General features: G+C 68.5%; 21 protein-coding genes and 2 pseudogenes. 14 read left to right on the forward strand and 9 right to left on the reverse strand.

Features of this window, described 5'->3' with window-relative positions:
* Window positions 1-214 precede the first annotated feature (214 nt).
* From IO33_RS0130070 to IO33_RS52820, 3 genes and pseudogenes are all read right to left on the reverse strand, one after another.
* Window positions 215-538, reverse strand: coding sequence for an LppU/SCO3897 family protein (locus IO33_RS0130070; protein WP_209438936.1), 324 nt, complete (start codon window positions 536-538; stop codon window positions 215-217).
* A 73-nt stretch (window positions 539-611) separates the two neighbouring features.
* Window positions 612-1,019 carry a VOC family protein gene (locus tag IO33_RS0130075; RefSeq protein WP_031170729.1) on the reverse strand — a complete coding sequence of 136 codons (408 nt, stop codon included), beginning with the start codon at window positions 1,017-1,019 and terminating at the stop codon, window positions 612-614.
* Between the two features lie 169 nt (window positions 1,020-1,188).
* A pseudogene (locus IO33_RS52820) lies at window positions 1,189-1,326 on the reverse strand (VOC family protein); the annotation flags it as partial.
* A gap of 233 nt (window positions 1,327-1,559) precedes the next feature.
* On the opposite strand from IO33_RS52820, the gene IO33_RS0130085 reads away from it, so the two are divergent.
* On the forward strand, window positions 1,560-1,886 hold the full coding sequence (locus IO33_RS0130085; protein WP_031170733.1) for a TfoX/Sxy family protein: 327 nt from the start codon (window positions 1,560-1,562) through the stop codon (window positions 1,884-1,886).
* A 20-nt stretch (window positions 1,887-1,906) separates the two neighbouring features.
* Here the strand turns inward: IO33_RS0130085 and IO33_RS44610 are convergent, their stop codons facing one another.
* Entirely contained in the window at window positions 1,907-2,233 is a 327-nt protein-coding gene (locus IO33_RS44610; RefSeq protein WP_107069407.1) for a hypothetical protein, read from the reverse strand.
* A gap of 533 nt (window positions 2,234-2,766) precedes the next feature.
* Here IO33_RS44610 and IO33_RS0130095 point away from each other — a divergent pair.
* The 3 genes and pseudogenes from IO33_RS0130095 to IO33_RS0130105 all read left to right on the forward strand — a co-directional run bounded on the left by IO33_RS0130095 (window position 2,767) and on the right by IO33_RS0130105 (window position 4,737).
* Entirely contained in the window at window positions 2,767-3,165 is a 399-nt protein-coding gene (locus tag IO33_RS0130095) for a DUF4232 domain-containing protein (protein ID WP_078963958.1), read from the forward strand.
* A gap of 79 nt (window positions 3,166-3,244) precedes the next feature.
* Window positions 3,245-3,652 (forward strand): annotated as a pseudogene (locus IO33_RS0130100) (transposase); the annotation flags it as partial.
* A 350-nt stretch (window positions 3,653-4,002) separates the two neighbouring features.
* The gene (locus tag IO33_RS0130105) at window positions 4,003-4,737 is read left to right on the forward strand and encodes a GNAT family N-acetyltransferase (RefSeq protein WP_031170739.1); all 735 of its coding nucleotides are present in this window, start codon (window positions 4,003-4,005) and stop codon (window positions 4,735-4,737) included.
* 170 nt (window positions 4,738-4,907) lie between these two features.
* Here IO33_RS0130105 and IO33_RS47965 read toward each other — a convergent pair whose 3' ends face one another.
* Complete coding sequence (locus tag IO33_RS47965; protein WP_078963959.1) at window positions 4,908-5,642, reverse strand: RNaseH domain-containing protein; 735 nt, start codon at window positions 5,640-5,642, stop codon at window positions 4,908-4,910.
* 176 nt (window positions 5,643-5,818) lie between these two features.
* Here IO33_RS47965 and IO33_RS0130115 point away from each other — a divergent pair, with 176 nt between their 5' ends.
* The 6 genes from IO33_RS0130115 to IO33_RS52825 all read left to right on the forward strand — a co-directional run bounded on the left by IO33_RS0130115 (window position 5,819) and on the right by IO33_RS52825 (window position 12,210).
* Window positions 5,819-6,403: an RNA polymerase sigma factor gene (locus IO33_RS0130115; protein ID WP_031170742.1), complete on the forward strand. Its 585-nt coding sequence runs from the start codon at window positions 5,819-5,821 to the stop codon at window positions 6,401-6,403.
* A gap of 150 nt (window positions 6,404-6,553) precedes the next feature.
* Window positions 6,554-7,024: a hypothetical protein gene (locus tag IO33_RS0130120; RefSeq protein WP_051927059.1), complete on the forward strand. Its 471-nt coding sequence runs from the start codon at window positions 6,554-6,556 to the stop codon at window positions 7,022-7,024.
* 148 nt (window positions 7,025-7,172) lie between these two features.
* Window positions 7,173-7,904 carry a prepilin peptidase gene (locus IO33_RS0130125; protein ID WP_031170746.1) on the forward strand — a complete coding sequence of 244 codons (732 nt, stop codon included), beginning with the start codon at window positions 7,173-7,175 and terminating at the stop codon, window positions 7,902-7,904.
* Window positions 7,905-7,971: 67 nt separating this feature from the next.
* On the forward strand, window positions 7,972-8,121 hold the full coding sequence (locus IO33_RS50620; RefSeq protein ID WP_157857937.1) for a hypothetical protein: 150 nt from the start codon (window positions 7,972-7,974) through the stop codon (window positions 8,119-8,121).
* A gap of 1,902 nt (window positions 8,122-10,023) precedes the next feature.
* A complete protein-coding gene (locus IO33_RS0130145; protein ID WP_031170750.1) occupies window positions 10,024-11,367 on the forward strand; it encodes an NsdA family TPR-like regulatory protein in 1,344 nt (447 codons plus the stop codon).
* 453 nt (window positions 11,368-11,820) lie between these two features.
* Window positions 11,821-12,210: an endonuclease VII domain-containing protein gene (locus IO33_RS52825; RefSeq protein ID WP_051927060.1), complete on the forward strand. Its 390-nt coding sequence runs from the start codon at window positions 11,821-11,823 to the stop codon at window positions 12,208-12,210.
* Between the two features lie 359 nt (window positions 12,211-12,569).
* On the opposite strand, the gene IO33_RS0130155 is transcribed toward IO33_RS52825, so the two are convergent.
* Entirely contained in the window at window positions 12,570-13,046 is a 477-nt protein-coding gene (locus IO33_RS0130155) for a MarR family winged helix-turn-helix transcriptional regulator (RefSeq protein ID WP_031170754.1), read from the reverse strand.
* 110 nt (window positions 13,047-13,156) lie between these two features.
* On the opposite strand from IO33_RS0130155, the gene IO33_RS0130160 reads away from it, so the two are divergent.
* The 3 genes from IO33_RS0130160 (at window position 13,157) to IO33_RS50625 (ending at window position 16,525) form a co-directional block, all read left to right on the forward strand.
* Window positions 13,157-14,239, forward strand: a complete 1,083-nt coding sequence (locus IO33_RS0130160) for a substrate-binding domain-containing protein (RefSeq protein WP_031170755.1) — start codon at window positions 13,157-13,159, stop codon at window positions 14,237-14,239.
* Between the two features lie 303 nt (window positions 14,240-14,542).
* A complete protein-coding gene (locus tag IO33_RS0130165) occupies window positions 14,543-16,240 on the forward strand; it encodes a purine-cytosine permease family protein (RefSeq protein WP_031170757.1) in 1,698 nt (565 codons plus the stop codon).
* A gap of 147 nt (window positions 16,241-16,387) precedes the next feature.
* Complete coding sequence (locus IO33_RS50625; protein WP_157857938.1) at window positions 16,388-16,525, forward strand: hypothetical protein; 138 nt, start codon at window positions 16,388-16,390, stop codon at window positions 16,523-16,525.
* A 43-nt stretch (window positions 16,526-16,568) separates the two neighbouring features.
* On the opposite strand, the gene IO33_RS50630 is transcribed toward IO33_RS50625, so the two are convergent.
* Both IO33_RS50630 and IO33_RS54195 read right to left on the reverse strand, forming a co-directional pair.
* A complete protein-coding gene (locus IO33_RS50630; RefSeq protein WP_157857939.1) occupies window positions 16,569-16,757 on the reverse strand; it encodes a hypothetical protein in 189 nt (62 codons plus the stop codon).
* A 300-nt stretch (window positions 16,758-17,057) separates the two neighbouring features.
* Window positions 17,058-17,222, reverse strand: a complete 165-nt coding sequence (locus IO33_RS54195) for a hypothetical protein (protein ID WP_425347985.1) — start codon at window positions 17,220-17,222, stop codon at window positions 17,058-17,060.
* Between IO33_RS54195 and IO33_RS47975 the strand changes: the two genes are divergently transcribed.
* Complete coding sequence (locus IO33_RS47975; RefSeq protein WP_425347984.1) at window positions 17,221-18,036, forward strand: methyltransferase domain-containing protein; 816 nt, start codon at window positions 17,221-17,223, stop codon at window positions 18,034-18,036. The genes IO33_RS54195 and IO33_RS47975 overlap by 2 nt on opposite strands.
* Before the next feature lie 196 nt (window positions 18,037-18,232).
* On the opposite strand, the gene IO33_RS0130200 is transcribed toward IO33_RS47975, so the two are convergent.
* On the reverse strand, window positions 18,233-20,617 hold the full coding sequence (locus tag IO33_RS0130200; RefSeq protein ID WP_031170763.1) for a DEAD/DEAH box helicase: 2,385 nt from the start codon (window positions 20,615-20,617) through the stop codon (window positions 18,233-18,235).
* Window positions 20,618-21,589 lie beyond the last annotated feature (972 nt).

Raw genomic sequence — 21,589 nt, forward strand, 5'->3', positions numbered from 1 at the left:
GGCCCTTCAGGGACTGACCCACATCAGGCAGGCGTGGGAAGCACCCGGCACACCTCCAGAGTCCCCCCGCGCGACTCGGTACCCAGGACACCGACGGAGAGTGACGGCGGAGGCGGCCGTACCCGGCGGGTTGGTGAAGTGGTGCTTGACGACGGCGTACCCGCACGGTCGACGCCTGTTCCCGGGAACGGCGGTCGCGAACGGGACCAGAGGCTCAGAGCTTGGTGAAGCACATCGTGTGGCCCAGGCCCCGGCGGGTGACCTTGATGGCGTAGTCGTACTGGGATCCGCACTGCTGGCCCGCGACCACCAGGTCGCCCATCTTGTGCTCAGCCTCGGGAGAGTCGCAGGCGACGACCGTCGGTACCGGACTGCCCTGGGGATCCTGGACCTTGACGCAGTCACCGATGCTGGGATTGTGCGATGCCGCCTCGGCCTCCTTCTTCGCCTTGCCGCCGTTGGGGTCGGTGTTGTAGTCCCAGACCCAGTTGCCGAGGGCGCCGAACACCGCTATGACGATCACGGCGGACTTCAGCATCCGCCCCAGGCCGCCCGGCTGCGGTCGCTGCGGCCCACGGGGAGGCTGCGGTTGCTGGTGTCCAGAGCCCGGGTCAGGCGTATTTGCCGAGGTCGCTGGCCTGGAGGGCGGCTTGGTCGTTGATGCCGATGATGTAGCCGTCCGGGTCGCGGAAGTAGAACATGCGCTGGCCGGTGTGGTCGGTGTCGGTGTCCTTGATGATCTCGGCGTGCTGGGAGATGCGGTCGTGGGCGCCGTCGAAGTCGTCCACGCCGAGGTAGAACATGCCGGCGAAGCCGATGGGGGTGTCGGCCAGGACGGGCAGCCAGTTCTTCAGGTCGGCGTTGCTGTAGAGCATCGCGCAGAATGCGCCCTGGTAGAGCAGCATGTGGATGTCGTCGCCGGGGCGGGCGGTGCTGGAATCGATGTCGAAGCCGAGCTGCTTGTAGAACGCGATGCTGGCCGCGGTGTCCTTGACACTCAGGCAGGGAGCGAACGGCATGAATCCTCCATGATCGGGGTGCGGCCTTCATCAGAGTGCGAGGGTGGGGACCGGCATACGCCGGGCGCCCGGCGGTTCCTTTCTCCGCCGGTTGGGGCGGGCGTGCACTCCGGGGGCCGCCGTACTGGTGAGAGCAGCCGCTCTGAGCGGCCGACGGCTGGCGGCTGTGTCAGCGGGTGCTGCTGATGCAGAAGGGCTGGCCGGAGGGGTCGAGCAGGACGGTCCAGTGGTCCCCGCCCGGCTGGTGGGCGGGCTTGGTGGCGCCCAGCGCGAGGAGCCGCTTCTCCGCCGCCTGGACGTCGTCGAACTTTGCGGGCTCGCCTCCGCCATCGGCCCAGATCGCGTGCGAAAGGACCTTGCCGCTCACGGCGCTGCCGGCATGTGCGTCGCCCACGGTCTTCTCCTCTGGTGGGGGTCGGCTGGGGGCGGTTTCCGCCCTCTGAGGCCGAACGTAAAGAGCTGCTAGGACGAGGAATGCCCTATATGGCTCTCCTGGGCGCGTACGGGCGGGCGCCGGGGCGGGTGGGTAACGTGTGGGCCATGGCCTATGACGAGGTGCTGGCGGAACGGGTCCGGGAATCGTTGGAGGAGGGCGCCGAGGTCGTCGAGAAGAACATGTTCGGCGGACTCGTCTTCACGGTGCGGGGGAACACGGCGGTCGGTGTGGTCGGCGACGACCTGCTGGTGCGAGTCGCGCCGGATGATACCCCGCAGGCCCTCGCGCAGCCCGGCGCACGGCCGTATGAGTTCCGCGGCCGGATCTCGAAAGGCTGGATCCTGGTGGCAGGAGAAGTCCTCGACGACGACGTCCTGGACGACTGGCTGCAGCTGGGCCGGAAAGCCGCTGGGGAACTTCCGCCGAGGTAATCCGTTGGAATCAGCCCTGATCAGCCTGGCGACTTCTTCGACCAGCTGCCTGTGCGGGAGTTCTTGCGGGTGAGGCGTCGGGTCATCATGGTGAGGAGTGCCCCGTTCAGGTGGGCTTCGGAGCGCTGCGGGAGACGTTCGTGGTCGCGGGCGTCGCGGCGGGCGTTCATGCACCAGTCGATCGTGCGTTCGGCTTTCCAGTGGCGGGGTAGGACGACGAAGCCCTTGGGCCGGTAGACGATGCGCAGGGTGAGCCAGAGGCGTTCGCGGGCCCAGTCGACGAGGTCGCCGGCGTAGCGCGGTCGGCCCAGCTCGGGGTGATCTGAGGCTGGGTGAGGCGAGGGCACCAGAACACGTCGCGGTCCTGGGTGGCGCCGGGCGTCACCGTGATCATCGCGGGGAGGCCGAGTGTGTCCACGGCGTACATCGCTTGCGTTGATGGCGACTCTTGGAAACGGCCAGGGCTGCTCTTCGCCCCACTCGGTCCCCCTCTCAAGGGACTGGGGAAGTCCAGCGAGTGACGGGCCGTCGATGAGCCGGGGTTGTCTGCTTGTTCAGCGCCCGAGCCGGGGCAGCCCGTCAAAGGCGCCTGCAGCATCGCTTACACACGAGGGGTGCCGGTCTTCGCTGTGCGAGGTGACCTCGGCGGCGGGGTCCGGAGTGCCGATTCGAGTGAACGCCCACAGCACGAGCCCCAGGCACGGCTTCTGGCGCATCGGCCGCGACGGCGCCGTCCCGGACAACACCGTCCGGGACAACGTCAGCCGCGGCAACGCCGGCTGCGGCTCACACGGCTCGGGCCGGCAGTACCGGCACGAGTACCCAGGCGCAACCGGCCGGAACAGCGCACAGACGTACCGCTGCCTGCCCGACCCGTTACGTGAGCGCCAGACTGGGTGCCGCGGGCAGTGTCTACCAGGTGATCGACTTCACCAACATCTCCCAGACCACCTGCACCCTGTACGGCTACCCCGGGGTGTCGCTCGCCGGCGGCACCCCCGTCCGTCAGATCGGTCCGGCCGCCACGCGGAACACCACCACCCCCCGCGCGCTGGTGACGCTGGCACCGCGGGCCACCGGCAACGCGCTGCTGCGGATCACGGACGCCGGCAACTACCCCGCGACACAGTGTCATCCGACGGCCGCGCAGTACCTGCAGGTCTACCCGCCGGGCCAGACGACCCCGATGTACGTCTCCTACAACTCGACGGCCTGTGCCGGGACGGTCGGCATCCTGAGCGTCAGCGCGATCCAGCCGGGCCCGGGAAGTATGCCGTAGCACGCCGGCGCGCCGTCGCCCGGCGGGCAAAGTACCGCGCCGTTGGCCCGGCCCGGACGCCGGGGCCTGCCCGGACCGCTCGTTCTGCCACACCTCCGGTCGCGGCGACGCCAAGCACCAGATGATCCCCGGCTGGCCGTACTCGTTCGTCGCCGCGCGGCAGGCCGGCAGCACCTCCTGGACGGCGATTCTGGACACCATTCGACTCGAGCCCGGCGCCAACCTCGTCACCGTCACCACCGCCCAACTCCACGCCATGATCAACCGGTTGATTGACGCCGGGCAGTGGAAGGCGGACGATCCTGAGGCCCTGGTCGTGCTGGACGCCGGATACGACGCCCCGCGCATCGCCCACCTGCTGGCCGCGCTGCCGGTGCAGGTCCTCGGCCGGCTCCGCTCGGACCGGGTGATGCGCCGCCCGACCTCGCCTCGGGTCTATGACAAATCCATGAAGGATCACTGCATGAGTGATGGGTTGAGCTGCTGATCTAGTGATCGTTACGGGATTTCTGGTCGTCGTGCCGTATTGATCTGAGCTGGGGTTTCCGGGGAGTTGATCGTCTCGGAATGTAGTGATCGGCGCAGGATTTCTATGTGGCTGCGTGGTCTGGGTGGCTCGGTTTGCTGGTCGGGGACGGGGCTGGCGGATCGCGCCTGCGGCCGAACCGAAGAGAAGCAAGGGCACCCGCGGAGGGAACGGGCCGCGTGCTGTACAGGCGGGCCGACCACGACTCCCGACTGTCGAACTCACTGCGCCCAACTCGCTGTTCGAACTGCGTGGGAGGCGGAAGGCCCGGTCACCGGGTCCGGTGGCGAGACGGGGGGTAGTTCTCGGGGATGGCGAAGAAGAAGACGAAGAAGACGGGCTCTTCGGTGGGGCTGGTCCGGTTGACGCGGCAGCAGATGCTGGACGGGGTGCTCGGACCGGACGGGGTGCGGATCGGGTTTGCTGTGCCGGAGGAGGCTGGCACGGTCACGGCCTTGTTGAAGGCGGCCGCTGACGACCTGGAGACCGGTCATCTCGAAGCGCTCGCCCGGGGGCGGTGCGGGACGTGGCTGCTGGATGCCCTCGCGGGCGCTGACTTGGGCGAGCCGGTTGTACGGGCGGCGGCGGCCGGTGAACTCCAGTCCGCGGCAGCCGCATTGTCCCTGCCCTTGGTTGCTCGGGACGGCGACGGGCAGGTGACCGGAGCGCTACTGGGTGTCCCGTCCGGCACGGTCGTCTCCGGGTTATCCCGGTTGCCGGCGTCCCGGCAGCAGATCCTGATGTCGATGCTGACGTACGCGAAGATCAAGGCGGTCGCGGTGTCCGAGGACGCCCGCGGCCGCGGGATCGGGGCCGCGCTGCTCAAACAGTGCGTGCAGTTGTACGAGCAACTGGATTACACCCTGCTGTTCGGCGAGTTCGACACCGGGCGCGATCTGGGGCCGTACTACACACGGCAGGGCTTCAACGTGCTGCGGCCCGAGCAGGCCATCGACGTCGGGACCCTGCTCGCCGGCATACCGCTCCATCTTGGGGCGGGGCCGGGTCTGACGTTCTTCTACCGGTGGCGCGCACCCGGAAGGTGACTGCCTGACCGGGCATCCGCGAGCGGGCCGAGCACGGAACCGGACGGGGCTGCTGAGTAACGCGCGATGACACGCAATCACCGTTTGCAGCCCGCGCGGCCGGCCGACCCGGTCCTGCCGGTGGAGTCTGCCGCCACTGGTGGCCGCGCGCATGCATCGCTTCCGATGGGTCAGCCGGCGTCGTCGCTGTCCCAGTCGACGGTGCGCCGGTATTCGGGGTGGTTTTTGTCCATCTGGATGGCGGCGTCGATGGGCAGGGGATGCCGGGTGCGGCGTTCCCAGGTCAGGGCATGGTTGCACAGCCGCGCTGCGGTCAGAGCGTAGGGGAGGGCGTCGTCCTCGTCGGGGCACTGGATGACGGTGATCTCGGTCGCGGTGAGGTTGTGCCACGTCTCGGCCTGCTGTTCCTGGTCGTCACACAGCCAACGCCCCTGGGTGTGACCGGGCTTGGCCGACGGGGTCTTGCCGTCCATCTGGTGGGGGCGGCGGATCATGATGAATGTGCTGTCGGTGCCGTCGAGTTGGAACAGTGCATTGCTGGTCTTGTCGCCGTCGCTCTCGTTGCCGTGCTCGTCGATCTCGTGGAAGAGGGCGGGCAGGGGGATGCTCGGGTCGGCGCTGGAGGCGGTGCAGATGACGGCGCACGGCCGGTGGTCGGGCGCAAGGGTGGCTCCGGGCGGGCCGCCGGCTTGTTTCCGGCGCGCAGCCAGCTGGGGGGCGCACGCGTGGCTAAGTGCATACGGTACGTAAGAATTCCTGGGTCGGTGTGCACACTTGCCTCCTCGATTCGCTTGGCTGATGAGTGAGGGCGCTACCGCTCTTCCGTGTCGACGGTGGCGGTGGTCGGCAACGGACGCTGAACGGGAAGGATCTCGAGACAAGTGGATCTCGGTATGGCTGCTCACCTGCTGACGGGGGTGGTCGCGGTGCGGGTTTTCGCAGGTGACATCCGCACAGTGGGCAGGCGTCTACTGAGTGCAGGTGTACGGGTCGGGGCGGCGCAGCTCGCCGCCCAGTACCGGCGGGGAGAGTCCGTCAGCCGGCGCAGTGGCGCCGATGATGAGCGGCTGAGGGAGGCCCAGTGGGCGGTCAGCAGCCCGATCCGTGGGCGGATCAGGCGGTGCGCGATGACCTGGCCGCTGTACTGCCGACCACGTTCGTCGCGTTTTACAGCAGGCGGCACAAAGCGTATCTGCGTTACGCGCATGTGCAGTTGGACAGCCGTGAGCGCGCGGAGCAGGTCGTCGAAGACGTCTTCGTTCAGCTGGCGCGGGCGTGGACGCATGTGCTGCAGCAGCCCAATGTCGATGCGTACGCCTGGGCTGCTCTGAAAGAGGAAGTCGTCCGCCGTCTGGAGATACAGGGACGCGCCCTGGCCTTGGTAGAGACGGCCGCGTTCGCTGCCGTTCGCCATGCCTCCCGGTCCAGGTTCACCGTTCTGGAGTCCAAGCTGGGGCTGTATGCGGCGATCGCCCGGCTGCCGGAGCGTCAGTACGACGTGATTCTGCTGTGTTTCGTGCTCGGGCACCCTATGCGGCGGGTGGCGGAGCTGATGGGCATCTCCTACGGGACGGTCCGAAGTCACCTGCGCGGAGCGCGGCGGCGTCTGTCCCGCGAGCTGGGGATCGACTGGGCAGCGGAAGACATGGAAGAGGAGGAAGGATGAGCCGGGGGAGTACCAGGCGCTCGCGTATCGATGAGGTCCTGGCCGACGCTGAGATCCTGGCCGACGAGTACGAAGACTTCGACGAGCGCACCGCGCTGGACCGGATCGCCCGTCGCGTGGTGTGGGACAGCGCCACCGACCTCGAAGACCGTGGCTCTGGCGTTTGCCTGTCTGCTGTACCTGGCCGACCGGCACGAGGCCGCGCAGTTCTGGTGGCAGTTCGCCGCTGGTGCGGACTCTTCCACCGCCGCCCACTGTCTGTACTTGCATCACCTGCAGCACAGTGAACTCCGCGACGCCGGGCTCTGGTACGACCAGGCGCGGGAGCTGCGCCGGCTGGACGAGAACCCGATGTTGCAGGTCACGACCTCGCAATGGAGGGACAACGTGTGGCCGTGGTCCCCGAGGACCGTGACCTTCCTGACTGTGTACGAAGTCGACGACTCGGCAGCGGACCTCGATGATGCCAGCACGCCGCTGCTGGTGGTGCCGCTGTCCGATTCCCTTGCCGAGGCCGTACGACGGCTGGAGGTCGACAGTGACGTCGACTACGGCACCATTCCCAAGCCGGATCCCGATCTAGCAGCAGAACTGGAGGACTGCGTCGTCTCGGGAACCTGACGAGTGCACGCTCCAGCGTGGCGGAGCCGGGGGAGAAGGCGTTGCTTCGCTCCGCTGCTGTGCGCGCCCTCTCCATCGCGCCTGACGATCGAGGCTGCGCGGCTACCCAGACCCATGCGCAGACGAAGCGCGGCTTAAGCTCCGTTCGGTGGAGACCTTCTGGATCACCGCGGCGGCGGCCCTGTGGGGTGCCGCCGCAGGACTGCTCATACCGCGTGCTGCGTACCGGTTCTCGGTGTCCCCCGGGGAACCCTGGCGAACCGCGTGCCCTGCAGGACATCCACTCACCGGCGCTGGGGACGGATGGCTGGGGCGGGCCCGCTGCCCCGACGGCGAAGCGTACGGTCCGCGCGCGTCCGTTACCTCCGCCCTCTCATCTGGGGCCTGCATCGTTCTGGCTGCCGCCACCGGGGCCCGCCCCGAACCGATGGTCTGGCTGCTGCTCGCCCCGGCCGCCGTGCTGCTCGCCACCGTCGACTTCACGGCGCACCGGCTGCCCGACGTGCTCACTCTGCCGCTCGCTGCGGCCGCGCTCGTTCTGCTGGGCGTCGCCGCAGTGCTGCCCGGCGCCGGTGGCAGCTGGACGTCCGCGCTGCTCGGCTCCCTCGTTCTGGGGGTCTGCTACTTTGCGCTGTTCCTCATGAGCAAGGGCTTCGGGTTCGGTGATGTGAAACTCGCCCTCGTCCTGGGCGCTGTCCTGGGCTGGTATGGCTGGGCGATCGTCCTGGTCGGGACCTTCGCCGGGTACGTGCTCGGCGCACTGTATGGCATTGCCCTCATGCTTGCGGGCCGGGCACGACGGGAGACCAGGATCCCCTTCGGTCCGTTTCTTCTCGCTGGCGCGTTCGCCGGGGTGCTCCTGGGCTCCTGCGCCTCTTGAATCCGGCCGACGGGTCGGAGCGGACGACCGCCGCCCGGACTGATGGCTCCTCGCCCTGGTGTACGCGATGCTCACCGACCAGGAGCCGGAGGTACGCCCAGACCGTGCGGTGCTGCGGGCCGCCGTCGAAAGCGGCGATCAGAGCGCGGTCGACGTGTCCATGGAGCCGCTGGACCGGGCGGCGGCCCCCCGGCCCCCTGGACGACTGACAGACTGATGGCGATTCCTGAAAACGACCAGGGCTGCTTCTCGCCCCGCTTGACGAGCCAGCCGAGAAGGTCGAGGACTTCATGGAGGTGCGGGTCTCGGAGCGGGGAGGCACGCGGTCTGTCCACCGTAGAGATCCGCGTTGGAGGGACAATCCCCCAGGCGCGGGGAGCACGCACCTGATGACGCTGAGAACGGACGCGGGGGACCGTCCCCGCAGGCGCAGGGAACACAGCTTGGCGTGCAGGAGCGGCAGGTACTTGTAGGGACCATCCCCACGCGCGCGGGGATGGTCCCTACTGCAACCACGTTCGCGCGCTCATGGTTCACTCGCTCCCTGCACCCGCGGGGATGGCCCCGGGCGCCAGCCGCTGGGCCAAGGGGGTCAACCATCCCGCGCACGGTCTACGTACGCCCCACACAGGCCGCGAAGAAGAACCTGTTCGACAAGGTCCCCGTGCACCAACTGACGCCCGAAGGCGAGAACTGACGCGGAAGTCGGCCCGTTAGGCCCCTTCATGAGGGGATGGGCCGTAGCTTGGGTGGTGTCGCCTCCGGGGTGCCTCGACAGCTTCCCCTGAGGCGCCCTTGTTTCCGGCCTTGGCCGCTGCAACCTCTCGCACCTGGCCAGCCAGCTCCCTCACGGCGCGCGTCCTGGCATAGGGGGGCGAGGTCCTTGCGCAGCGTGGCGAAGTGATCGTCTCCGCGGACGGACGAGACGTGTTCGTACTCGAGCAGCGAGCCGGGGGAAGTGGCGTAGGCGGCCTGCGCCGCGCGGACCCTGTCCCGGTCACCGGCCACCGGCCACCGGCCACACCACGCAGCACGGAGACGAGGGACAAGGATCGAGTCCCTGGCGAACAGGTCCCGGTCGCCGATGCGGGCGCGGTGCACGTAGCCGGTGACCGAGGGGACGTGATCGCCGAGCGTCAGCGGTTCGCCGGGCCACAGGGCGGTTGCGGCGCGGTGGATGCGGTCGGCGCTGAGCGCGAACAGGTCCGCAGTCTGCGGTAAGGCGGGCAAGGTGTCTCCTTCGGACGGGTGGAGGTGAGGTGGTTCCTCTCGGGGTGAGGAACCACCCCGTGCCCGCACGGACGGTCTTGCCTGGCCATCACCGCACGGGGTTCTTCGGCCGTTCCGGAGTCAGGGCGGGTGTGGGAGGTCCGGGACGGAGTGGTGACCGGCGGGACCCGAGGGGGAACGGTCTCGGGCCCCGCCGGTGGTCTATGGGTGTGGGAGCGGTCTACGTGGAGGGCGGCCCGATCCGGGCTCGCGTCCGCCGGCGGACGGTCCGACTGCCCTACGACGGCCGGGACCGCGCGGGCTTGCTGCACCTGCATGCCTGACAGGACGATCCCGAGCACGTTTGCCGTCAGGAACAGAACTCCCGCTGTCCGGCCGTCATCGCTCGGGCCTAATCGCCGGTGCCTGCCGGCTCCGGGACGGGCGGTCACTGGTCGCTCCAGGTGCCGCGTCGGGCAACGAGTTCTATGGCCGCCCACGTCGTGCCTCACGAGGTCACCGCCGGGACGTCGTACATCCCCGCGCACGGCTCACACGCGAACAGATCCCCGACGGGGTACCTCGGTGACGCGGTCCCGGCACACCAGGCGCACGACGTACCCGCGCGCTGTCGATCCGTCAGCCGGTCGCGGTCAATGGTGGGAGCGTCCACCAGGCCCGGCATGGGGTGGGGGTTCGTGCTGCGTCTCGTCGTCATCGTCGGGCCTCTTCGTCCGTCTCGGCGCCCGCCGGTCCCCCTCGGGGGTGGAGGGACCGGCGGGCCGTCAACCGGTCGTCCGGGAACGATCACCGAACGGCCTGTAATCACCCAACACCTGTGCGCGACTGCAGGTAAGGCGCCACAGTGGACGGAGGGTTGAACTGGTTGAACGCACTCGGGGGTTCACCGATGGGACGACGACCGCGCACACCCAACACCGCACTTGCGGATCTCATGCAGGCAGGAGGAATCGGAAACGCCCAGCTCGCGCGACGAGTCAACGCCACGGGCCGCGAACTGGGGATCACCCTGCATTACGACAAAACGACCGTGTCTCACTGGCTCGCCGGCAGCACCCCGAAGCCGGAGGGGCGCCCTGCAGTGGTTGAGGCGCTCTCACGCCTCCTCGGGCGCCCCGTAACGTGTGCAGAGGTTGGCTGGGAGACAGGCCCTGGCGAGCCGCAGGACACGGTGGCTGAGGTGATCGATCTGAGCCGAGCAGACATGGACCCCTCACGCCGGGGCGTGCTCAAGGGCGGCATGTATGTTGCAGCGCTGGCAGTCCCGCGCTTCAAGGACGTAGCGGACCGTGCCACGCACGTCGAGAACGACCGGGCAGGCCGGACTGTCCATATCGGCGCATCTGACGTGGAGACCGTCCGCACGATGACGGACAAGATCGCTGACATCCTGGACCAGGTGGGCGCTGGTCACGCCCGGCCGATGGCTGCCGCGTTCCTCGCCAACTCCGTTGGCACGTACCTGCGCGCCTCTGGAACGGAGCAGGTACAGCAGGACATGATGGCCGCCGCCGCTGACCTGGTCTATCTCACGGGGTGGATGGCGATGTACGAGAACCGGCAGGGCCTCGGTCAGCAGTACTACCGGCGCGCTCTGGACCTCGCCGGCGAGGCGGGAGACCACGTCACCTATTGCCGGACGCTGCGGGGCATGAGCCTTCAGGCAACCCACCTCGGCTACGGCAAGCAGGGACTGGAACTCGCCGACTCCGCGGCCGAGGCAGCCCCCAGCGCGGGGCCCCGCCTGGTGGCTTTCCTCCGCGGCCAGCAGGCAGCTGCCGCGGCGATGACCGGTGACCGGAGTACCGCCCTCGCCCGGCTTCGTGAGACCGAGACTGCCCTATCTCAGGCCGACAACCGGCGAGACGCCGTTGGCGGTTACGACCAAGCCGCCTACTTCTTCCACGAGGCACACGTCAGGTGGCACCTGAAGGACCCGGAAGGATCCATCAAGGCATTGCGTCGGTCGAACTCGGCCCGGTCCCCGCTGGAGCGCCAAGGGCGTCTGCATTGCCTCGGGGTGATCGCTGAGCGGCAGTTCCACATGCGGCACGTGGAAGCCGCCTGCCAAACGTGGGAGGCGTTCCTGGACGAACACGCGATGATCAGCAGTGCCCGCGGCGACGAGCACCTGAAGACCATGCTCACGAACCTCCCGGCGTACCGCAGCGTAGGCGGCGTCCAGGAATTGGAGGAACGCGCCCGGCACGTGGCGGCCCTCAAAGCAGCCTGACCCTGAGGTGGGACCATGTCCCGACCGCCGTTGTCGAGCGGGCCCGCATCATGGCCCCCGCCGCCGGCGCGGCGGACCTGGACGCCCGGCAGGCGAGCTGCGCGAGCAGGAGCGCCGCCGCGCGGTCGCGCGGATCGCAGAGACGCTAGGCAGTATGACCGTTGCATCGCCCGTTGCCCGGGAGTCGCCATGCCCACCTCAAGTCGACCGCCGTGGTCACGACCTGATCTCCTCGCCGAAGTGATCGAGGCTGCTGTCCGCCGACGCGCCGGACGTCCGCCCTGCGCACCTGACACCCTAGAACTCCGGGACGAGCGCTACGCCAGACGGCCGTTGGACGGTTCGGACGGCTACCACTTGTGGAGCCCCACTCGTGGTCTCAGCACTCTCTACTGCCCGCACTGGCGCAGCCACCGGGCCGGTGGCTGGCAGGAGGAGGAACTGGGGCCTCCGATGCCCGCCACGCAGATCCCGCCCGACCAGCGGTGCGGCGGCTGGAAGGCCCCGCGGTATTTCCCTCGTCCGTGGCAGGGCCCGTTGCCCGAACAGTGGCCGGAGGAGAAGATCCCCCGCTGGTACGCGTGGTGGCGTCTCCACGACATTCAGGACGGCACCTGCGCCACCTGCGACGCCCCCGCCTACGCCATCGACCACGACCACAGCACCGGACTGGTCCGCGGCTTGCTGTGCATGTCCTGCAACCACCTGGAAGGCGAATGCGGGCGGAGCGCACAGGCCGGGGCCCATCCCGGCGAGCCATGCTTCCAGGCCTACTGGGACAAGCCGACGGCCGGGCCACTGCGCTGGCTCTACGGCAAGACGACCCTGGCCCACCTCAGCTGAAGCGGGCCAAGGCCATGCTGGAGCGGGCACCAGCCTGCGCCGCAGCTTGCTACCGCTGCCTGACAGACGGGACGGACAGCGAGTCACCCAGCCCCGCGTGACCAGCTGCACGGCAGCGTGGGCCTGGACCACAGGAGTGACAGCGATTCCTGAGGGCAGGGGCATCGTCGTCTTCCCCGGCCCCTGTCATCCCGCCCGCACCCTGGCCGCGCTCCCCCTCTGAGCGCGCGCAGGGCTTCACCCCTCCCGGCTGTCACGCCAACCAGGTCGTCCAACTCGCTCGCGCGACCGCCAAGACGCTGAAGCGCAGGGCCGACTTCGCCACACAGGGACGAGGCCGCGGCCATGGATCGAAAAGTTCAACGGTGCGGCCTGCTGGGCGCCACCGCAGGCAACCCGTCGACCGTTGCCGCGAGCAGAGGCAGGAGCTGGGCGAGTTTTCCCTGGTCACCGATGGCGTCGAGAAGCCGCGTCTGGTCGGAGTGGACGCGGTGGGCGGCGCGCTGCTGGAGGATGCGGCCGCGGGCGGTGAGGTGCAGCAGGACGCGGCGGCGGTCGCCGGGGTCGGGCCGACGGTAGACCAGGTTGCCGGCGACCATGCGGTCGACGAGCTTGGTCACAGTGGGCGCCGGCATGAGGGCGTGGTCGGCGATTTCGGACATCGGGTGCCCCTGCCCGTCGGCAACGGCCGACAGGACGCGCCACTCCTCCACCGAGCAGCCCTCCTCCACCGAGCAGCCCTCCTCGGCCAGCACCACGGCCAAGCGCCGGCCGAGGCGTCGCTCGGCGTGACTGAGGAGGTGGGCAAGGTCCGGGGAGGAGGGTTCGGACGGCATTGCCGGTGTCCTTCCGATAGGCCTGGTGTTCGGGCAGATCACAAGCCTCCGCGACGGCGCCGGGGCCCGGACCGGGATCCGCGCGCCCAGTGCCCTCACGGAGGTGGTCTGTGCGTCCGGTGCCGCCCACAGGGAACGGCGATCCGAACACGACACCGGTCGCGGCCCTGGTCGTGCCGCTGCAGGGACCCGCGGGGGTCTTCGGCCCGTCGTGCGAGCTGGCCGCACAACTGGCCGTCGAGGAACTGAACGCCGCGGGCGGCGTGCTGGACCGGGAGGTCCGCCTGGTCACGGTGGACGGCGGGGCATCGCCGCAGCGGGTGGCGGCCGAGGTCGAGGCCCTGGTGTCGCTGCGCGCCGTCGACGGCGTGGTGGGCTGGCACACCTCGGCCGTGCGCCAGGCACTGCTGCCGCGGATCGCGGGCCGCGTGCCCTACGTCTACACAGCCCAGTACGAGGGCGGCGAGCGCACACCCGGGGTCTTCCTGACGGGCGAGACCGATGCCGCACAACTGCTGCCGGCGATGCGGCTGCTGGCCGAGGCGACCGGCGCGCGACGCTGGTGCACGGTGGGCCACAACTATGTGTGGCCGCGCGTGAGCGCCCGCGCCGCACAGCGACACGTCCGGGCGTGCGGCGGTCTGGTGCGCGACGAGGTCTTCGTGCCGCTGGGGACACACGAGTTCGGGCCGGTGCTGCGCCGGATCGAGCGGTGCGAGGCGGACGCGGTGCTGATGCTGCTGGTCGGCGACGACGCGGCACGCTTCAACCGGGCGTTCGCCGCGCACGGCCTTCACCAGCGGTGTCTGCGGCTGAGCACCCATATGGACGAGAACATCCTGCTGGCCACCGGTGCCGAGGCCACCGACGGGCTGTGGGCGACGGCCGGCTTCTTCGAGACGCTCGCGACCGCCGAGAGCCTGGACTTCAGCGCCCGTTACGCGGCGCGGTTCGGTGTGCAGGTACCCGTCGTCGGCAGTCCGGGGGAGTCGTGTTTCGAGGGGGTGCGCCTGCTGGCGGCGTTGGCCGAGCGGGCGCGGTCGCTGGACGTGCGGGCGATGTGCACGGCGGGCGAAACGGTCTCCTACGAGGGCCCGCGCGGCGTACTGCGGCTGCGCGGCAACCATCTCACCCAACGGCTGTACCTGGCACGGGCAGATGCCTTCGACTTCCACATCGTCACCCAATTCTGACCCCGCTCCCCGCCGTTGACACCACCCTGACACAGAAATACTTTCTACGAGAAGCATCCGGCGGAGGCGAGGAATCCGTATTCAATCGGGCCCTTCACCCGCCGCAGTCGCCCATGGACGGGCCCCCCGACCCACGCGGTTCCGCTCCTGCTGGCCCGCTGTCTACGCGCGTCGAATAAAGGCCCGTTAAAGACCCTTTCCCTTAAAAGAAGCGAAACGTTCAAGAAACAGTGCGGCGTAACTCTTCCGTGCAATCACCCCGGGCCGCCCGGGTCATCCCCAGTGCTGGGAAGAGGGAATGCCGTGACGGAGACCGTCGACAAGGAAGCACCGCCGACGAGTACGGACGGACGGACATACAACAACTGGGCGCAGAACGACACGTTGGAGGACTACTCGCTGCGCTACGCACCGAAGTCCTTCCGCCGCTGGACCCCCTACGTGGTGGCCACCACGGCACTCGGCGGCATCGCCTACCTCGCCGACTTCGCCATCGGCGGCTCGATCGCCATCTCCAACGGCTTCTCCAGCGCCATGGTCGCGATCCTGGCCGCGGCGGTGGTCATCTTCCTGACCGGCATCCCGATCTCGTACTACTCGGCGAAGTACTCCATCGACATGGACCTGCTCACCCGCGGCGCCGGCTTCGGCTACCTCGGATCCACGCTCACCTCCGTCATCTACGCCAGCTTCACCTTCATCTTCTTCGCCCTCGAAGGCTCGATCATGGCCCAAGCCCTGGAACTGGGCCTGCACATCCCGCTCGCCGTCGGCTATCTCATCTGCTCGCTGATCATCCTGCCCCTGGTCATCTACGGCATGACAGCCCTGTCGAAGATGCAGGTGTGGACGCAGCCGGTCTGGCTGGTGCTGATGGTCGCGCCGTTCGTGTCCATCGCCATCCAGCAGCCGGACAAGTTCTCGCAGTTCACGCACTTCGCCGGCAACTCCCCCACCGGCTCCAGCATCAGCATGCTCGGCGTCGGCGCGGGCGCCGGCGTGGCCCTGTCGCTGATCGCCCAGATCGGCGAGCAGGTCGACTACCTGCGCTTCATGCCCGACAAGACACCCGAGAACAGCAAGAAGTGGTGGGGCGCCGTCCTCTCCGCCGGCCCGGGCTGGGTGGTGCTCGGCGCGGCCAAACAGACCGGCGGCGCCTTCCTCGCCTTCTACATCGCCGGCAGCATCGGCCTGTCCAAGGCCAACGAGCCCATCCAGCAGTACGTCCACGGCTTCAAGACCTTCGCCGCACCCGTCGCCCTGGGCCTGGCCACGTTCTTCGTCATCCTCTCCCAGATAAAGATCAACTCGACGAACGCATACTCCGGTTCGCTGTCCTGGTCGAACTTCTTCTCCCGCCTCACCCACCGCCACCCCGGCCGCGTCGTCTACATCTTCCTCAACGTCGGCATCGCACTGGCCCTGATGGAGGGCGGCGTCTTCAGCTTCCTCAACACCGTCCTCGGCTTCTACTCCAACGTCGCCATCGCCTGGATCGGCGCCGTCGTCGCCGACCTCGTCATCAACAAGCCGCTGAAACTCAGCCCCTCCTACATCGAGTTCAAGCGCGCCCACCTGCACCACTTCAACCCGGTCGGCTTCGGCTCCATGCTCATCGCCTCCGCCCTCTCCATCGCCGCCTACTTCCACGCCTTCGGCGACTACGGCAAGGCATACTCCCCCTTCATCGCCCTGTTCCTCGCCATGGTCCTCTCACCGCTGCTCGCGGTGCTCACCAAGGGCAAGTACTACATCGCCCGCCTCGACGACCTGCAGGAGCCGCTGCTCGGCGCGGACGGCCTGCCCTCCGCGGCCATACTGACCTGCACCGTGTGCACGACCGACTTCGAACGGCCGGACGTGGCGAACTGCCCCTTCCACGCCGGGGCAATCTGCTCCCTGTGCTGCAGCCTGGAGAAAGACTGCCACGACTCCTGCAAGAACGACTCCGGCACCGGACCGGTCGCCCTCGCCATGCCCACCTTGCGATCCGTGAACTGACCCCCATCACCTCCCCGAGTCCCGTTGGGCTCCGGCCCGCGTTCTCCACCGTGGGCCGGAGCCGACGTCATCAGTCGCTCAGGTCTGCTCCAGCGTCAAGGGCGGACGGGGCTTCAAACGGACATGCGCCGGTCAGCCCTTCGGCTGATGCCGCACAGGCAGGACACAAACGACACCGTCGCCGCCGGCGGACTGCCCCAGCCGCTGGTTCTCGACCTCCAGGACGCGCACGACCCGCACCAGTTACCGGAAGGCAGCACGCAGCCGGTCGCGCTCGACCCGTAGGCGGCCGATCTTCTACTGCAGCTCTTCATCGGCCCGCCTCAGGTCATCGACGACCTTCGGCCGCCAGTCCTGCATGCGCACCAAGGCGTAGAACAGGCCCTTCAACCCGGCTGAGTTCGTTGCGCTTGAGGCCCGCCTCCTGAGCGAATGACTTGATCGTCAGCTGACCGTCGGAGCGCAGCGGCGTCCCCACCAGGAACCAGACCATCGCGACGGTGATGACCTCGCTCACTACGGCACCACCAGGCCGCGAGGCGCTCGCTGCGGCGGCAGCCATCACGAGGACCCAGCCCACGGTCTCGGCGAAACCCCCGACCGCCCGTGCCGCAGCCGCACCACACTGTCGCTGTTGCTGCCCTGCCCGGTTAAGGCTGGTGCATCGTCTGAGGCTGTCATCATGTGCCGTCCTTGCCGGCGACCCGGTCTCGTGAGGCCACATGCTCCCGAATGAGCTTCTCTCTGCTGGCGCGGCACACATCGAGCCCGCAGCACAGCGGACAGGGCAGATGCGGGTCGGCCCAGCCGGCGTCGACTATGGCCGGTGGCTGGCTGCCACGTACTCCCACACGACGCTGATCACGCAGTACGACGGCGACGAACCGGACTGGAAGACCCCCACAGTGCGGCACGGCGGGACGCCGACCTCCTCGCCCACCCTGCCCTCGCTGATGGTGCACATGTGGGCGGACGCGGACATGGCTCAAGGCCACACGGCACTGGAGATCGGCACCGGCACCGGCTACTCCACCACCCTCGCGTACGAACGGCTCGGCTCGGCCGACGTCACGAGTATCGAGGCCGATCCGCACCGGCTGGAGCAAACGGCGAGCGCCCTGCACGCCTGCAGGTACACGCCCACCCTGGCGGTGGCGGACAGCCTGTACGGGTACTGGCCGGAGGCGAAGTTCGACCGGATCGTAGCCGCCTGCTCCTTCCGCACCGTCCCCCGGCCCACCTCGCCCAGACCCGGCCCGGCGGGAAGATCCCGCTCACTCCGGCTGGCTCTACGCATACGCCCGCCTCCTGCTCACCGTCGCCGAGGACGGCACCGCCCAAGGCCAGCTGCTGCCCGGCACCGTGTCCCTCATGCCCGCCCACACCCACGCGGCGCCGACGTTCGGCAACCCCGCCCACTGGGCCGCGGGCCTGCCGGAGACCGGCCGGGCGCCCCAGCACTCCCCGCAGCGGATCACAGCCGCCACCGAGGAGACCTTCCACCTGCGGTTCCTCGCCCACTGCGCGGCCCCGGACGCGCAGATGACCACAATGGGCGACGTGCTGCACCTGGTCGACGTCGTCACCAGCTCCGCCGCCATCCTCACCCCCCTCGAAAGCCGGCGGGAGGTCCACGAGGACGGCCCCGTGCGACTGTGGGAGCGGGTCGAGCGCGTGCTGTCCGCGTACGACGAGGCGGGCAAGCCGGGCCCGGAGACGTTCACCCTGCACGTCTACGACGGCGGCCAGCACCTACGGCACCACAGCTGCCCGGCCTGCCGCTACCCAGGCCCTGACAGGCCCAGGCACCCAGACAGGGAGAGCGACGGCTTCCACCCGGGTGCCTGGCAGCGTTCACCGGACCCACTCGTATTCGTCGTCCGCGTCCCATCCGGCGTCGCGGTCGTCATCGAGCAGGTCGTTGATCTCGTCCTCGGTGAGGACGTCGCGCGCATCATCCATAACTCTCATGACGCCGACAGCCCGGCCGGTTCAGGTGGCCCAGTCGAACCCGAGGGCGGCCAGCTGCTGGAGGCGTTCAGGGCTGAGTTTGGCACGCCGGCTCTTGCTATTACTGAGGAAGACCCCAAGCTTGACCTCGGTCCCGTCCTCCAGCCGCTCTACGTGGGCCCTGGGGACTTTCACGGAGCCCTCGCGGGCCTTGTACTGCGCCAGGGCCGCAATGCCCCGCTCAAAGGTGCTCAGAGGCGCTGTGAACGGTTTCGCGGGCACCTCCGGCTCCGGGACCAGCGGTGTGATGCCGAGCTGTTCCAGGCGCTCGCGTTGCCCATCCGTCAGGGCCTCCCAGACGTCCAGCTTGCGTTGCCGGGCCAGCCACTTGCCGATGTCCATGCCGTGAACGGTGAACCCGGGCAGCACCTCCGCCTGGCCCTCTTCGTCGGCCACCAGCTCACGCAGCGCGGCGTAGTGCCGCTGCCACTCCGCCGGCCACGACGGGTTCCAGTCCTCGTCCACGGCCTCCAGCGCGGCCTTCCACTCGGGATGACCGTCCAGCGCACCGGGACGGCGCAAATTGCTCAACCACTGTCCTACCGGCCTGGACAGGGCCACTGCGGATCTCGGAGCACACAGCGTCCAGCGCTGCTCGTAGTACGCCTTGACCGCTTCCAGGTTCTCCTGGAACCGCTCATCCGCTACCGACCACACCATGCCGAGCTTCTCCAGCCGCTGCGCGCGCTGCCCGCTCATCTCCCCGGCCGCGTAGGCACGCCGCTGCTCCGCCACCCACTGCCCAAGGGGTGTCGCACCCTCTCGGTGTCCGTACGGCACTCTCGCGTCCCCGACCCGCTCGACATACGCCTTCAGTTTCGCCCAGCCACGGGCCCAGTCCTGACGCTCGGTATCGATCACATTGAAGGACACCCAGTCCGCGACCATCACCGGATCCCTGGGGGCCGCGAAACGAAGCAGGAGACGGGATTCTTCCTCGCCTTCACCGGGCGCCACACCAATGCTCACAGAAGGCTGCGCGACGTCTTTCTGCGGCTCCTGCGGGATCGCGAGCAGCTCGATCGCCTCTTCATCGTGAGCGCGCAACCCTTCAAGGACCTTCACCAAAGGCCGATACGATCCCGAGGTGAACATGTCCTCCGGCTCTTCTCCCGGCTGCAGAAATACGGGAACGATCAAAGAGGCGAGTTTGCCTTGTCCGGGCTTCTGACGCAGCGCCCGGCCGATGGCTTGAACGATGTCGTGCGGCGCGCCCTTGGGGTCCAGCAGGGCCACGGAGTCCACGGCCCGGATGTCGACACCCTCGCCCAGGACGCGACAGTTCGAAAGGACGGCCCGCCGCGCCGTGGTCCCGAAGGAGGCCAGGACCTCTCGCCGGCGCTCGGGGACGTGCTCACCGCACAGCCAGTCCGCCCAGATCTTCGCCGGGTACTTCTCGGGCTCGTTGGCGTGCAGCTTCGCCGCGACGCGCTCCAATCCCTCCGCGTACGCCTGTGCCTCTATCGTCCGGTGGTGGAAGGTGATGCAGGTCTGGAGGCCGTACTGCGCCATGGTGTGCACGAGCGCGGCCTGGAGGGCTCCGAGGCGCTGTCCGCGGACTTCCTCGGTGTGCCGGTCCTCGCCCATCAGCCGCTCAGGCGTGACGACCGGGTCCTGGAGCTCCAGGACGATGATCTGGTACCGCGCCAGCAGCCCGCGCGAGACGGCCGACGCCAGGCTGAGCTTGTAGAGGACCGGCCCGAAGACCTTCTCGTCGTCCATGGAAGCCGCCATCTCGCGCGGCAGCGGATCACGCACCCCCTCCGCGACCTCGCGGCTCAGCCGCTTCTCCCAGATCCGTGGCGTCGCCGTCAGATACAGCCGTCGGTGCGACGGGATGACGCCCTGGTTGTGGACGTCGGCCCACGCCTTACCCATCGAGCCCGAAGTCCTGTGGGCCTCATCCACTACCGTCAGGTCCATTGGGGCCAACTGCTGCCCGTAGGCGCCCTCGAAAGCCTCCGCCAGGACCCCGAGCGAGGCATACGTCCCGAAGATGGTCACCGGCCCGGAACCGTGCCACAGAGCCAGCCGCACCGGGTTCGTGGTGGAGCGCACCTTCAGGTTCCACAGCTCCGGGTCGTCCTGAAGCGAGCACACCGCAACCGCCGGCCCTGCGTGCCCGGCTGCGCGCCACGCCTGCATGGTCTGGGTCAGAAGGTCTAGCGTCGGCACCAGCACGAGAATGCGGCCCCTCGGCACAAGCCGCTTCGCCGCCGCGGCAGCGATAATCGTCTTTCCCGTGCCACACGCGGCGTGCACCTGCCCACGCAGGCCGTTCCACGGAACACCGCCCGGCGGGACATCAAAGCCCCGCACAATGGCAGCCACGGCCTCGACCTGATGGGCACGCAGTTGCACAGCCATTCCAGGACTCTCCTTTTCGCGGAATGTGGCACGCAGTCAGCCGCGGAATCCCCGGGCGGGCGGACGTACCCCAGGGAGCCTGATGCCTGGTCCCAGACACTACACAGTGCATCACTGTGATGCATTACCCCTCTCAGCTGCCGACCTTCAGGGTGATACGCCGCCAGGCGTTAACCTGGTGGTTACCAGCTATCCTGTCGTGATGACAAGACGACAGGAGACTTGAGGCTCTTTCATCCCCTGTTTACACAGGTCAGAGATGTGCGGACGGTACAGACGAAGACGAATTCTGGTCCGACCCCCGGAGCACTCACCCGCTCGGATGCGCTCGGCGAGCAACTGATCACGAGGGTGTGCATGGTGAGAGCATGAACACTACACCTCACCCCAAGAAGGTCGTTCCCCGGCTCCCGCGAGCATTCGCGGTGAGCATCGCCGCCGGCATCGCTTGTGCGACGGGGGTGGCAACAGCCACATCCGCTGCGGCCGCGGCACCCGCCACGCACGTCGCCACAAAAGCCACCCCAGCCTACGGCCACGGCGGTGGCGGCGGGGACGACATGCAGTGCGGCAATGGCCTCCTTCCCATCCTCAACTTCTGCAACTGACGCACTCCGGGGGTAGTTTCCTGCCAGCCAATCACTCAACCGAACATTGACGAAGTGGTCATCACCCCAAGGGCGGTCAGGGAGAGGGATCCTTCCCCTCTCCCTGACCGCCCTTACCGCGTTGCGGCGAGTTGACGAACCAATACATTCGGGGTGAAGACGTGCCCCGTAAGCCCATCGCGATCGCCCCCTTACCGCAGCCTCAGCGCCCGCGCAAGCGCGGGCGCTCCCAATTCGCGCTTGCGCGAATTGGGCCGCTTTCAGAATTCCGCTTGCGGAATTCAATTACCCCGCTTGCGGGGTAATTTGGCGGAGCGTCAGCGAAGCCAAGGCCGGAGCGCAGCGGAGGCAGTCACTCTGCGGC

It is taken from the genome of Streptomyces durhamensis (assembly GCF_000725475.1).
Taxonomy (GTDB): Bacteria; Actinomycetota; Actinomycetes; order Streptomycetales; family Streptomycetaceae; genus Streptomyces; species Streptomyces filipinensis.